Origin of the sequence: Paenibacillus sp. FSL F4-0125 (genome assembly GCF_038008565.1) — a bacterium.
In the GTDB taxonomy this organism is placed as follows: Bacteria; Bacillota; Bacilli; order Paenibacillales; family Paenibacillaceae; genus Paenibacillus_AQ.
This window is the reverse complement of sequence record NZ_JBBOZJ010000001.1, coordinates 3,020,961-3,034,485: the sequence shown is the minus strand read 5'-3', so window position 1 is coordinate 3,034,485 and position 13,525 is coordinate 3,020,961. Positions and strand designations below refer to the sequence as shown.

15 protein-coding genes are annotated in these 13,525 nt (G+C 46.4%); 2 read left to right on the top strand and 13 right to left on the bottom strand.

From position 1 onward, the window contains the following. Positions 1 to 277: 277 nt before the first annotated feature. The 10 genes from rnc to NST74_RS13170 form a co-directional block, all read right to left on the bottom strand. On the bottom strand, positions 278 to 982 hold the full coding sequence (gene rnc / locus NST74_RS13215; RefSeq protein WP_042127220.1) for a ribonuclease III: 705 nt from the start codon (positions 980 to 982) through the stop codon (positions 278 to 280). Positions 983 to 994: 12 nt separating this feature from the next. Next, positions 995 to 2,233: a beta-ketoacyl-ACP synthase II gene (fabF, locus tag NST74_RS13210; RefSeq protein ID WP_076118275.1), complete on the bottom strand. Its 1,239-nt coding sequence runs from the start codon at positions 2,231 to 2,233 to the stop codon at positions 995 to 997. A gap of 218 nt (positions 2,234 to 2,451) precedes the next feature. Next, the gene (locus NST74_RS13205; protein ID WP_036686493.1) at positions 2,452 to 2,685 is read right to left on the bottom strand and encodes an acyl carrier protein; all 234 of its coding nucleotides are present in this window, start codon (positions 2,683 to 2,685) and stop codon (positions 2,452 to 2,454) included. Positions 2,686 to 2,908: 223 nt separating this feature from the next. Beyond that, a complete protein-coding gene (fabG, locus tag NST74_RS13200; protein WP_341112440.1) occupies positions 2,909 to 3,658 on the bottom strand; it encodes a 3-oxoacyl-[acyl-carrier-protein] reductase in 750 nt (249 codons plus the stop codon). Between the two features lie 52 nt (positions 3,659 to 3,710). Next, entirely contained in the window at positions 3,711 to 4,634 is a 924-nt protein-coding gene (gene fabD / locus NST74_RS13195) for an ACP S-malonyltransferase (RefSeq protein ID WP_341112439.1), read from the bottom strand. A gap of 37 nt (positions 4,635 to 4,671) precedes the next feature. Beyond that, positions 4,672 to 5,661 (bottom strand): beta-ketoacyl-ACP synthase III, encoded by a 990-nt coding sequence (locus NST74_RS13190; RefSeq protein WP_139328492.1) that lies wholly within the window; start codon positions 5,659 to 5,661, stop codon positions 4,672 to 4,674. Positions 5,662 to 5,669: 8 nt separating this feature from the next. Next, positions 5,670 to 6,659, bottom strand: coding sequence for a phosphate acyltransferase PlsX (gene plsX / locus NST74_RS13185; protein ID WP_042127211.1), 990 nt, complete (start codon positions 6,657 to 6,659; stop codon positions 5,670 to 5,672). Continuing rightward, complete coding sequence (gene fapR / locus NST74_RS13180) at positions 6,643 to 7,239, bottom strand: transcription factor FapR (RefSeq protein WP_042127208.1); 597 nt, start codon at positions 7,237 to 7,239, stop codon at positions 6,643 to 6,645. The genes plsX and fapR overlap by 17 nt, the downstream gene beginning before the upstream one ends. A gap of 426 nt (positions 7,240 to 7,665) precedes the next feature. Then, on the bottom strand, positions 7,666 to 7,839 hold the full coding sequence (gene rpmF, locus NST74_RS13175) for a 50S ribosomal protein L32 (protein WP_019911234.1): 174 nt from the start codon (positions 7,837 to 7,839) through the stop codon (positions 7,666 to 7,668). A 69-nt stretch (positions 7,840 to 7,908) separates the two neighbouring features. Then, positions 7,909 to 8,421, bottom strand: coding sequence for a YceD family protein (locus NST74_RS13170; RefSeq protein WP_341112438.1), 513 nt, complete (start codon positions 8,419 to 8,421; stop codon positions 7,909 to 7,911). Positions 8,422 to 8,731: 310 nt separating this feature from the next. On the opposite strand from NST74_RS13170, the gene NST74_RS13165 reads away from it, so the two are divergent. Further along, on the top strand, positions 8,732 to 9,970 hold the full coding sequence (locus NST74_RS13165) for a nucleotidyltransferase (protein WP_341112436.1): 1,239 nt from the start codon (positions 8,732 to 8,734) through the stop codon (positions 9,968 to 9,970). Here NST74_RS13165 and NST74_RS13160 read toward each other — a convergent pair. Beyond that, the gene (locus NST74_RS13160) at positions 9,960 to 10,997 is read right to left on the bottom strand and encodes a SepM family pheromone-processing serine protease (RefSeq protein WP_341112434.1); all 1,038 of its coding nucleotides are present in this window, start codon (positions 10,995 to 10,997) and stop codon (positions 9,960 to 9,962) included. The two genes, NST74_RS13165 and NST74_RS13160, sit on opposite strands and share 11 nt — an antisense overlap. Before the next feature lie 152 nt (positions 10,998 to 11,149). On the opposite strand from NST74_RS13160, the gene NST74_RS13155 reads away from it, so the two are divergent. Then, entirely contained in the window at positions 11,150 to 12,373 is a 1,224-nt protein-coding gene (locus tag NST74_RS13155) for a nucleoside recognition domain-containing protein (RefSeq protein WP_341112433.1), read from the top strand. Here the strand turns inward: NST74_RS13155 and coaD are convergent. After that, on the bottom strand, positions 12,345 to 12,863 hold the full coding sequence (gene coaD / locus NST74_RS13150) for a pantetheine-phosphate adenylyltransferase (protein WP_042127198.1): 519 nt from the start codon (positions 12,861 to 12,863) through the stop codon (positions 12,345 to 12,347). The genes NST74_RS13155 and coaD overlap by 29 nt on opposite strands. Next, the gene (rsmD, locus tag NST74_RS13145) at positions 12,847 to 13,455 is read right to left on the bottom strand and encodes a 16S rRNA (guanine(966)-N(2))-methyltransferase RsmD (protein ID WP_042127196.1); all 609 of its coding nucleotides are present in this window, start codon (positions 13,453 to 13,455) and stop codon (positions 12,847 to 12,849) included. The genes coaD and rsmD overlap by 17 nt, the downstream gene beginning before the upstream one ends. Positions 13,456 to 13,525 lie beyond the last annotated feature (70 nt).

Below are 13,525 nucleotides of genomic sequence, written 5' to 3'. Positions count from 1 at the left end.
GACCCATTATACCATAGCGTTTATTAGCCTAAAATAGCTCCCAAAACATCCCCGCAAAGTGGTGCTTTGCTTCGATGCGTACGCGTGTACTTTGTGGGAGCTCCGAATAAAACGAGAAATACAAGACATAAGTATAGTGTGAAAATTATTCCATCTTATATTTAAAATGAAGCTTGGACTATTCTTTCGAAAAAGAGCAGCAACGGTCTGAGCTCCGCCTAAACGCCGGTATTCAGACCTTTGCTGCTCTCCTCCGCTTGTCCACATGATGCAAAATTCAAGCACCATCTTCTTTCAGATGCAACAGTGCAGCTGCTGCAGCCTGCTGTTCTGCTTCCTTCTTGGAGCGGCCGCTCCCTTTACCAAGTGAACGGTTAGTCATTAACACTTCAGAGACGAATTCACGCTCATGCGCAGGTCCCCGTTCTTCAATGATCCGATATTCCAACGTACCCATATTGTGCTGCTGAATTAGCTCTTGCAGTTCCGTCTTGTAATCGGTCATCTGCATTTGCAGTTTCCCATCCGTCTCCACAAGTGGAAATACGTGATTATCAAGAAAAGACCTTACGGTTTCCAGTCCTTGGTCAAGATAAAGCGCTCCCACGAAGGATTCGAACACATCAGCCAGCAGGGCCGGGCGAGTACGTCCGCCCGTAAGTTCTTCCCCTTTTCCCAATAGTACATATCGGCCAAAACCTAAACTCTCAGCGAACTTAACCAGCGAAGGCTCGCATACAATAGCGGCACGCAGCTTAGTCAATTCTCCTTCAGGTCGATCTGGCAACAGATTGTACAAATATTCAGAAACCGTCAGCTCCAGTACAGCATCCCCTAGAAATTCGAGACGCTCATTGTCCTGATGCTGATTGAAACGGTGTTCATTCACATAGGATGCATGGGTAAAGGCCTGCTTCAGAAGCACAGAATCGTGAAATTGGATTTGAAGTTGCTGTTGTAACTGCTTCAGTTCTCCTTTCACCGCGCTGTCCCCTTACTGATTATATTTTTTTAGAATAACTGTTGCGTTATGTCCACCAAATCCAAAGGAATTCGACATTACGATATCCAAATCTGCTTTACGTGGCACATTCGGCACATAATCCAGATCACATTCTGGGTCTGGATTGTCCAAATTAATGGTTGGTGCAATCATTCCTTTTTGCAAAGAAAGACCACAGATAATAGCTTCCACACCACCGGCTGCACCTAAAAGATGACCCGTCATGGATTTCGTTGAACTTATAGCTACTTTATAGGCATGTTCACCCAATGCTTTCTTAACAGCAGCCGTTTCTGATCTATCTCCTACAGGTGTTGAAGTACCATGTGCATTGATGTAATCAATATCTTCAGGAGAGATACCAGCATCTCGGATTGCCATCTTCATGCAGCGAGCTGCACCGTCTGGATCTGGTTCAGTCATATGGTGAGCATCAGCGCTCAGACCATAGCCGATAACCTCAGCATAAATCTTCGCCCCACGCTTCTCAGCATGTTCAAGGGATTCCAGAATCAAGATTCCAGCGCCCTCGCCCATAACAAAGCCATCGCGATCAACATCAAATGGCCGACTAGCCTTCTCAGGCTCGTCATTACGAGTGGACATCGCTCTCATTGCACAGAAACCTGCCATTCCTGTTGGACGAATGGTCGCTTCCGAACCACCGCAGATCATAGCATCTGCGTCTCCACGTTGAATCAGACGGAATGATTCCCCAATGGAATGACTTCCTGTAGCACAGGCTGTCACTGTAGTCGTATTTGGTCCCTTTGCACCAAGGTTAATGGACAGCTGTCCAGAACCCATGTTAGCGATCATCATCGGGATAAAGAACGGGCTTACCCGTTTCGGCCCTTTTTCAAGCAACAGATTATGATTGTCTTCCCAAGTACCAAGACCTCCGATACCCGAACCTACAGATACACCGATCCGTTCAGCATCGATATCTTCACCGATCTTAAGTCCGCTATCTCTCAACGCATCTTCACCGGCAGCCACTGCAAATTGTACAAAACGGTCCATTTTGCGGGCTTCCTTGCGGCCAAAAAGCGCCTCAGGATCAAAGTCTTTAACTGACGAAGCAATTTGCGTAGTATATTCACTGACATCAAAGGCTTCAACCATCGATACACCTGATTTACCGCTCATCAGATTATCCCAGAACGTCTCCAAGTCTTTCCCCAGTGACGTAATTACGCCCATCCCGGTTACAACCACTCTATGACTCAAACACAATCACCCCATCTATAGGCTGTATACATTATATTCAGAACTTATATACTGCGAATTATTACTATATGAACAGCGGTCACCGCATGCATTAACGCTTCTGCGGCTCTGTTATAATCCCTATAAAGCTGCACATGGCAACCCTTAATACATTTTAATGCTGTATAAATGAGGAGAAGTCCCGCCCAAGTAGGAACGGGACTCTCAATCATATGACTCTAGGTATGAGATTGTATGTACTTCACAACTTCACCCACGGTCGTAATGGTCTCTGCATCTTCATCAGAGATTTCCATGTCGAATTCATCTTCCAATTCCATAACCAATTCTACTACATCAAGAGAATCAGCACCTAAATCATCTTTGAAAGACGCTTCTAATGTTACCTCAGCTTCATCGGCACCTAAGCGGTCGATGACAATGCGTTTTACACGCTCTAATACATCGGACATCCGGTTCACCTCCTCTTTTGGTATTATACGAGATATGAGGTCAAAATACCATAGACCGCAAAAAACGCTTTCCTGATCCCTCACATTTCATCTTTAAACAGTGTAAATTCTCCCAAGCATAAACACCATCGGCGTCCTAATAAGGACTGTAAGTGTTTATGCGAGATATATAAGGATAAAGTATAGTGTGAAACTTATACTTTCTTATATTTTTGACGGAGAGTTACATATACATCCCGCCATCCACGTGTAGTGTCTGGCCGGTCATATAAGCGGCGCCTTCAGAAGCCAGGAAAACAACTGCCATAGCTATCTCTTCCGGACGCCCAAGGCGAGCTAGTGGAATGCCCTTCTCTAGCTCACTGCGAACCTCATCAGAGAGCTCACGCGTCATATCTGTATCAATAAACCCAGGAGCGATACAGTTAACAGTGATGCCCCGTGAAGAGAGCTCGCGAGCGGCAGCTTTGGTTAGACCGATGACACCGGCCTTTGCTGCAGAGTAATTAGCCTGACCAGGGTTACCTGTTACACCCACAACCGAGGAAATATTAATGATTCGACCGTAGCGCTGTTTCATCATCGGACGTGTAGCTGCCTTAAGACAGTTAAACACACCTTTCAGATTCGTCTCAATCACTTGATCGAACTCTTCCTCTTTCATGCGCATAATCAGGTTATCCCTAGTAATGCCGGCATTATTGACAACAATGTCAATACGTCCCCAGGTATTAAGAACCTCTTTCACAAGGCTCTCGGCCTGTTCACTATTGCCGACATCTCCACGGAGCGCAATCCCCTCCGAGCCAAGCTCGGCAATACGAGACACAGTCTCGTGTGCCGCAGCTTCACTCCCTGCATAGTTCACGGCAACCTTTACGCCGTGTTCTGCAAGAGCAAGCGCGATGCTGCGACCAATACCACGTGAGCCGCCAGTTACAAGGGCTGTCTGGCCCCGCAATGCTGAGAACATAGTTTAATCCCCTTTCAATCATGATGCTGTTGGCTAAATGTTAAACCATTTCTTACAAAACAGTTTGGACACTTTCAAGTGTATTAATGTTGATTACTTTGACTGTTTTGTCTATTTTGCGGATTAGACCAGCCAGAACACTGCCAGAACCAATCTCAACAAAAGTATCTACACCATCTGCAATCAACCATTCAATACTGTCCTGCCAAAGCACAGGAGAATACACCTGACGAACAAGCAGTTCGCGAATTTCTTCGGGATCTGTTACCGGTGATGCAGTGACATTAACGATGACAGGCACATTTGGAGTATTGAAAGTTACTTTCTTCAACTCTTCTGCCAAACGATCCGCAGCAGCTCTCATCATAGAAGAGTGAAAAGGTCCACTAACTTCTAGCGGAATCGCACGCTTACCACCTGCTTCTTTAACACGCTGCACAACACCATTAACGCCTTCCTGAGATCCGGAAACAACGATCTGACCCGGACAGTTGACGTTAGCCAGTTCTACAACACCACTTTCATCAGATACATTTTGGCATAATACAGCCAGTGCTTCACGTTCCGCACCAAGCACTGCCGCCATTGCACCTTGGCCCCCTGGAACAGCTTCTTCCATGAAACGGCCTCTTAAGCGTACAAGTGTTACAGCATCTTCATATGACAATACACCCGCTGCTACTAACGCGCTGTATTCACCAAGGCTATGACCGGCAACATAATCAGGCTTCAAATCTTGTTCACGTAGAGCTTCAAGATAAGCAAGGCTAGCTGTAAGAAGCGCTGGCTGCGTGTTCACAGTCTGTTTCAGCTCACTGTCCGGTCCTTCAAAAATCAGCTTGCTCAGTGGAAATCCGAGAACTTCATCCCCTTTCTCGAACACTGCTCGGCTGTTTGGAAGAGCATCATAAACATCCTTACCCATTCCAACCGCTTGTGCTCCCTGACCGGGAAAGACAAATGCAATTTTACCCATAAGTATGAACTCCTTCCCGTATAACGGTCTTAGCTTATTACCAAATCAATACCGATGCGCCCCAAGTTAAGCCACCGCCGAAACCAACCATCAGGACGGTGTCGCCTTCTTTCATACGTCCTTCTTCCGCAGCTTCAACAAGAGCTAACGGAATAGAGGCAGCCGAAGTATTGGCATACTTATCAACATTGATCACACATTTCTCTGGTGGCAAATCAAGACGCTGCATAGCGGATTGAATGATACGAATATTCGCTTGATGCGGTACGAACAAATCAATATCTTCTTTACCCAGACCAGCTTTAGTAAGCACACGTTCTGTAGCCGAGCCCATCACACGAACTGCAAACTTAAAAACTTCTCGGCCATTCATATAAATGAAATGTTTCTTATCTTCAACGGTTTGCTGAGAGGCAGGCAAACGTGAACCGCCGGCTTCTAACTTAAGCAAGTTCCCTCCAGAGCCTTCAGCACCTAGATCAAAGGATTGGAAACCACGACCTTCTGGAACCTCACCAATGATAACTGCACCTGCTCCATCACCGAACAAGACACAAGTATTACGATCCGTATAATCTGTGATGCGGGACAAAGTATCCGCACCTATAATAAGTGCATTATTGTACATTCCATTCTGAATAAATCCAACCGCTGTCGCTAAGCTGTATACAAAACCAGAGCAGGCAGCCGACAAGTCAAACGCCGCAGCACCTTTAGCACCCAGTTTATCCTGCAAAATGCAGGCTGTAGAAGGAAAGGCACTGTCAGGTGTTACTGTTGCAATAATGATAAGATCCAAATCTTCGGCTTTCATTCCCGCGGAATCAAGTGCCTTTAGGGCTGCTTCATACGCTAGATCAGAAGTTGCCTCATGAGGCGCAGCAATATGTCTTTCACGGATGCCTGTCCGACTGACGATCCATTCATCGTTAGTCTCCACTATTTTTTCCAGATCACTATTTGTCAATATTTTCTCAGGTACATATTTCCCAGTTCCTATAATCCCAACCGGTCGCAACTGTCTCATCTCGTCACTCACTTCCCGCTAATTTCCTTAGATATACTTGGCACAAGCTCGGCTTGCAGAGCAATCCGCGCTTGTCTTACCGCATTTTTAACCGCATTTCCATCTGAAGATCCGTGCCCTTTCACTACCAATCCGCTAAGACCGAGCAGCGGTGCACCACCGTGCTCTTTGTAGTCCATTTTACCTTTTAGAGCTCTAAGCTCTGGCATCAGCATAGCCGCGCCAAGCTTAGTTTTCAGAGAACGGCTAAATTGCTCCTTCAGCAAAGAGAACAATGCACCCGCCGTACCCTCTAGTGACTTCAGTAAAATGTTACCGGCAAATCCATCGCAGACAAGCACATCACAGTTCCCTGTAAGCACGTCACGTGCCTCAACATTACCGATAAAATGAATGCCTGGCAAGTTCTCAAGCAGTGGATAGGCTACTTTTGTCAGTTCATTGCCCTTTCCAGGCTCTGTTCCTACATTCAGAAGTCCGACTCTCGGCTTAGCAATACCATGCACTTTGTTTCGATAAATGGTTCCCATCAGTGCATATTGCACCAGATGTTCAGGCTTAGCATCCATGTTGGCACCAAGATCAAGCGCCAATACGCCAACATCGTCCAGCGTCGGAATCATAGGCGCCAGAGCAGGACGTTCAATCCCCTGCATCCGGCCAACTACGAGGAGTCCTGTAGTCATTAATGCACCCGTGTTGCCTGACGAAATCATAGCATCCGCTTCACCTTCGCGTACCATTCTTCCAGCTACAACCATGGATGAATCTTTTTTACGACGAACTGCCTTAACTGGCTCTTCATCAGAACCAATGACATCTCCTGCATGACGTATTGTCAGATTGGACGGTTTGTCCCTCAGCAGTGGCTCTAATCTGGCTTCGTCACCAACGAGCACAATCTGCGTATCTTTCCATTCCGCGGCCGCGGACAACGCCCCCTCGACATTACATTCAGGAGCGTTGTCCCCGCCCATGGCATCAATGGCGATCAGCACTATGGTTACCCCCTTCACTGTGTTCATCATTTGCGGACCGATACACTATAAAATGGCCCTGAAACACTAATTCTTCTCCGACATAAGTGAATACATCCACCTCCGCTTTGCCACCCCTACCAGCGAGTGACCGCACCTGTGCTTTGGCAATACACTTCTCACCTAGCTGAACTGTGCGTACAAAACGGATATCGGCTGAAGCGGTCAGAGCGATTTCATCGTTGATTACGGCAACCGCAAGTGAGTTCGCTTGAGCAAACACATAGTGGCCTCGAGCGATCCCATTTCTAGAGAAAACATGATCTTCGCGAATCTCAAATATCGAAATCCCACTCTTGTCCAGCTGTAGATCCACAATATCTCCGATGACTTCATCCGCAGGCAAAGAGCGCACCTGATCATAGGAGTGCTCTGCCATTTGTTTCATTCGTTCACGCAGTTCCGGTATTCCCAGCTCCATCCGGTCTAACCGAATCGTCTGAATGCTAACTTTCAGCTGACGAGTCAGCTCCCGATCCGTTACAAAAGGATTGCCTGCGATTATATGTAGCAGCTGTTGCTGACGTTCTTTCTTGGACATCCGCTCGATTGCGGCTCACCTCCTGGCACGTGCCAAGCATAAACGTCTTCGGTATCCTTAAAAGGACGATAAACGTTTAAGCGAGAAATATAAGACAAAAAAGTATAGGTGTATAACTTATACTTTCTTATATTTTAAAGAAAGCATTCGGCCGCTTGATGGCCGCTGTTATATTAGGTCAAATAACCATATTCATTATTTAGAACCAGGTACTAATATGTAGTATAAAGCATGCCGCACCAAAAATAAAGCATTGACTTCTGGGCGGCTTATGTATGGACAAGTATAAACGCTTCAGCGTCCCTAATAGACGGTAAGCGTTTGTGCGAAAAATACAAGGAATTTATAGAGGAGTGAAACTTATATAGTCTTATATTTCAAAAAAAATAGTACTTCACCAAGAGTGAAGTACTATTTATTCTAAAACTATTGTTTGATGATTTCTCTTGCTTTGTAAGTTCCGCAAACTTTACATACGTGGTGAGCCAATTTCAACTCTCCGCATTGTTCGCATTTCACCATGCCCGGCACAACCAACTTAAAGTGGGTGCGACGTTTGTCACGGCGTGTCTTAGACGTTCTACGTTGTGGTACTGCCATGTGTTCCACCTCCTCGTGATATTTCTGTCAGCCTGCTCCTCAGAGCAGGATGTGTTTTGTTGTAATGTTTCATTTGAAAAAGTCTTTCAACGCAGCGAGTCGAGGATCGATCACTGTGTTGTCGCAACTGCAGGTGCCTTCGTTCAAGTTCTGTCCGCATTTCTGACAAAGACCAAGACAGTCTGCCTTGCACAATACCGAATCCGGTAAGTGCAGTACGAAATTTTCTTCCACATATGGGATAAGATCCACAACCTCATCCTTGACGTAAATGAGATCCTCATCTTCGTCATCATCTGGAAGAACTGGCTGCTTAAGCCACTTGAAAGTCTCAGCAAAAGGAATGTTCAAATCACTTTTGACCTCCGTGAGACAACGTGAACATAACATGTCCACATCTCCACTCAGTTTCCCCACCACGTTCACACAATCGGTTCCCGCGGGCAGCGCTTTAAGGTCCACTGAGAGCGGAGCAACAGCTAGAATATCCTTGCGCCCTTTGACTACCTCGCTGACATCCACAACATCGTGAATATGTAACGGTTCGTCGGCATTCGCTAATTTGCGAAAGTGAATCTGCATAACTTATCACTCCCAAACAAACAAAATTTATTATACCTAGTATTATATACCTTTGTCAACCATTTTCCCTTTATATTGTTTCAGGAATTGGAGAGAATTATGATATAACTATTAGTGTAAATCAAAATGACAGCTTATGCGAACTGAGTTTCTAAATATTAATCCTACTAATCTCTACAAGCATAAAAGACTACAGCATCTTCATAAGGACGATAAGCGTTAAAGCGTGAAATATAAGACATAAAGGATAGGTGCATATCTTATACCTTCTTATATTTTAAATAATGGTTACATACGGAGGGAAGCAGCAGTGACAACAGTTGGAATAATAGCAGAATACAATCCATTACATAACGGACATGTCCATCACTTCACCGAAGCCAAAAGACTATCTGGCGCTGAGCGCGTCATTGTCGTCATGAGCGGTCCCTTTACTCAGCGCGGCGAGCCGGCGGCGGTGAGCAAGCAAGCCCGGACAGAGATGGCGCTACGAATGGGCGCCGACCTCGTCATTGAGCTGCCGGTGGCTTATGCTGTACAGCCGGCAGAATGGTTCGCCTTCGGAGCAGTTGCACTGCTGGAAGCGACCGGGGTCGTGGACAGCTTGTGCTTCGGCTCCGAAGCCGGCACTTTGGGTTCGCTGCTTCCTCTGGCCAAGTATCTGGCAGAGGAAAGCAGCGAACTTCAGAGCGAGATCCGCCGCCGCATGGCGCTCGGAGCGAGCTTCCCCGCCGCGTACAGCGCAGCGGCGGCGGTGGCCTTTGAAGGGACTCTCCATGAAGAGGAGAGTCCCTTCGATGCTGGCGAGCTGCTGCGCCAGCCGAATAACAGCCTTGGCTTGCATTATCTCATTGCTTTGCAGCGGCTGAATAGCAAGATCGAGCCGCTAACCGTTCCGCGAACGGCAGCCGGATTCCATGACCCTTTGCAAGTCGACTCATCGATCGCAAGCGCCACTGCTATTCGCAAGCTATTACAAGAAGGTGGATCGCCAGCAGCTTACATGCCGGAATATAGCGTGTCCATATTGGAAAGAGAGCATGCAGCCGGTAGAGGTCCTTTGGAATTAGAGCATTTCCGAGACCCCCTCCGCCATCTGCTCTCTACACGTACTGCTACAGAGCTAAGAACAATCCAAGACATGAATGAAGGCTTGGAGAATAGAATCCTTCGTCTTATGCCCGAGCTGGAGCAATTCACTATTTTGGGTTTGCTTCAATCCCTTAAGAGTAAGCGTTACACACATACACGACTGCAACGTCTGCTGCTGCACATTTTACTAAATCACACCAAGGAAGAAATGACCCCTTCTGTATTAGCAGAGGGGCCTGGATATATTCGAATCCTCGGATTTAGAGAAAGTGGACGAGCACTGCTTAAAGAGATGAAGCAAAAAGCAACTTTACCCATCGTGATGCGGCCCTCACTACACTCCCATCCACAACTTGAGCGAGACCTTCAAGCTGCGTCCGCTTTCGCTGGAGCTTTTCGAGAACCTCACAGAATCGATATGTATCGCGATTACTTGGAACCTCCGGTCATGGTTTGACCGGTAGTTCCTCCATATATTTCAGCGCTTCATCCAGTGTCGATACGGGTACCAGCTTCATAGATGTGCCGATTTTATCAGCTTTTGCTTTGGCTTCGTCGTAATTCTTAACAGGTACGAAAAAAATCTCCGCCCCTTCTCGATCCGCAGCCACGATCTTATGTTTCACTCCACCGATAGCACCTACCACACCCTCAGCGTTAATCGTTCCCGTTCCTGCAACCCTATGACCTTTGGTTAGATCACCAGGTGTAAGACGGTTGTAAATCTCCATAGTGAACATCAGTCCTGCTGAAGGTCCGCCAACATTCGTATCTACAAAGCTGACCGCTTTTCCTTGTTCTTTAGGTTTCACTTTCTGAACTGCGGCTATTGTGACTCCAAAACCAGGTCGAACTGCAGTACCTTCTTTATCTTTGATCTCGACCAGTGTCACTTGCTCCTTTACTTCTTTACCATTCCTCTGTAAAACAACAGCGACCTGATCACCAATTTTCTTGGCTGAAAGTAAAACAGAAAGTGCTTCCGGATCCGGTACTTTCTGTCCTTCTACACTTATGATTCTGTCACCTGGTTGGAATTGACCTTTATTACTTTCAACCGGAACCGAAAAAACATACAAATAATCTACTACATCCTCATACGGAATTCCTGCAGCATGATAAGCCGCCTGAACGGAGTAAGATTGGGAGCTGTTCATATAAAAAACCTGCTCCGCAGCATATTCGTCTTCAGACTTATCCCCCAGGCGGGTCTCTTTTCTAACAACCTCTGAATTGGAGTTAAAAACAGAGGCGACCAGTAACGCCACATTAGCGTAACTAGCAGATACCGTAGTCATCATAAAGGTTCCTGCTTCAGCCGGATCCGCATTCTCCACTTTAATCATAGGGGCAACCTCAGATGCACTACCCGGCTGATAGACAATGTACGGGGTGTTCATAAATACAAATACATACACGATAACTACAAACGTAAAGAGGTAAGCTGTGGCGCGGAATCCCGGCCGATGCTTCAACTGCTTCACTGCTCTTCCCTTCTTTCCCACGGCACATTTAGGATATGAATGTTTGAACTTCATTACCGCTTCGACTATTGGTTTGGCATGATGGTTGTCTACTCTGCATAAAGTGATAACACATCTGCTATGCCTTAAGTTATGAAGAGGTGATTCTAGAAATGAACAATATTAAAATACGCCGGCTAGCTAGTCGCTCCACACCTTTTCTATCCGGGGCGATTGCAATCCTGTTAGCCATTGCAATCATCATCTCACCAGAAAGCTCTTTCGAGGCTTCTCTTCAAGGATTAAAGCTCTGGTGGACACTCGTATTTCCTGCACTTCTACCCTTCCTTATGTTGTCTGAGATGCTGACTGCTTCAGGCTTCGTGCATGGCTTCGGAGTGCTCCTGGAACCATTGATGAAAAAGGTCTTCCGACTTCCCGGCGCGAGTGGCTGGACTTTGGCGCTTGGAATCACAACTGGATTCCCCGGCGGGGCCGGAGGTGTAATGCAGCTTCATAAGCAGGGCAGCATTTCGGACAAGGAAGCCGCTCGTCTTGCTTCCCTTACACATTTCGCCAGTCCAGTAACCCTGCTCATTGTGATTGGTGTAGCTTTCCTACATAGTCCTACCGCAGGCTACTTTCTACTTGCGATCCACTGGATTTCAGGACTTCTAGCCAGTTATACAGATGCACTGTTAAACGGCCGGATAGACAATCCGCAACCTTCTGTAAAAGAAAGTACGAATACTAAACCTTCTTTATATAGTCGTATCCAGCTTGCAGCCACTGAAGCCAGATCAAGAGATGGCCGAAGCTTCGGCAAACTTCTTGGGGAGTCGGTAGCTACTGCGGTGCAAAATTTGATGGTTGTGGGCGGTTATATGATTATGTTCGCCGTAGTCATCAATATCATTACTACTGTACTTCCTGCATTACCAGCTGCTCTACCAGCAGGCTTGCTGGAGGTTCATTTAGGAGCCGACGCCATAAGCAAAGGGCTCACGAGCATTGGCGCCGGATCAACAGGAGTATTAGGCTTGGCCTTACTTTCCGCTGCACTTGGCTGGAGCGGACTCTGCGCACAGCTGCAAGTACTGACACTGCTTAAAGAGGCAGGTGTCCGATTCCTCCCCTATGCTGCGGTTCGCTTGATGCATGGAGCTTATGCTTTTTTATTAACTCTACTACTATGGAAACCACTATTGGCTGTAGGAACTGCTGTTTTGCCTGCTCTTGCAGATTCACAATCCACACCAAACAGAACCATTAATGTAACAGCCATATGGAGCTCTTTTCCACAACTGCTTAGTCTGCAATCACTTTTACTCATCATCCTGCTAGCATTATCCGCAGCGATATATCTTGTTAGTGCTTTTCGCCATCGACCCGATTAAATTTAAGCTTCATAGCTTGTTCCACTTCAGGGGTCACAAAGTCAGATACATTACCTCCGAAATGGGCAATTTCTTTTACAACACTGGAACTTAAGTAGGAATATTTCGGATTAGTCATCATAAAAATCGTTTCCGCATCCGGATCCAGACTATGGTTGATGGATGCATTTTGCAGTTCATATTCAAAGTCAGTTACGGTACGAATACCACGAACAATGACTTGAGCATCTTTTTGACGAACATAATTGACTAGCAGATCCCTAAAGCTGTCGATTTCCACATTAGGAATGTCAGCTGTCGCCTGTCTTAAAAGCGCTGTCCGCTCTTCTACAGTAAATAACGGGTTCTTACTCAAATTATTAAGCACCGTTACAATTAAACGGTCGAACTGTTTGGATGCGCGCCGGATAATATCCATATGTCCCATAGTCACGGGATCAAAGGTGCCTGGATAAATGGCAACACGCTCTTTTCTAATTTGCAGACTCATTCTCTACCTCCTCACCAGTCTCGCCGTCCACTGAAGGATTAGCTTCATACTGATAAATAGAAATTGTCGTTTCTCCGTATACGGCTTGGCGCAGCCTATAAAATCCTGGGATATCCTCAGGATAGGCATAATTTGATTCATGCTCCAGTACTATGATTGCGTCCTCTTGCAACATTCCTTTTTCTACCATAGACAGCATTAGCTCATCTCCGTGCTTCAATCGGTAAGGAGGGTCTAAAAAGACTAAATCAAAAACACGTCCCCGCTTCTCCAACGCACTGAGCGCTCTTCCTGCTTCATTTCGGTACACTTGCGCCTTTGCCTCAAGATTAGTCGCTTTCAAATTGGCACGAATGGTGTCAATACTTTTAGGCTCCATATCTACAAATACGGCACTTTCCATTCCTCTGCTTAAAGCTTCGATACCCAGACCACCTGTACCTGCGAATAAATCCAGCACCGCTCCACCTTCGAAATATGGACCGATCATACTGAATACAGCTTCCTTCACCTTGTCGGTTGTAGGTCTTGTTCCACTTCCTGGCACACTTTTTAGTGGTCTTCCTTTTGCACTTCCCGATACCACTCTCACCGTCAATCACCCGCTCTATGTCTCTGTTTGTTATACCCAAAAGGGCATAAGTCCACGCCTATCGTAACAC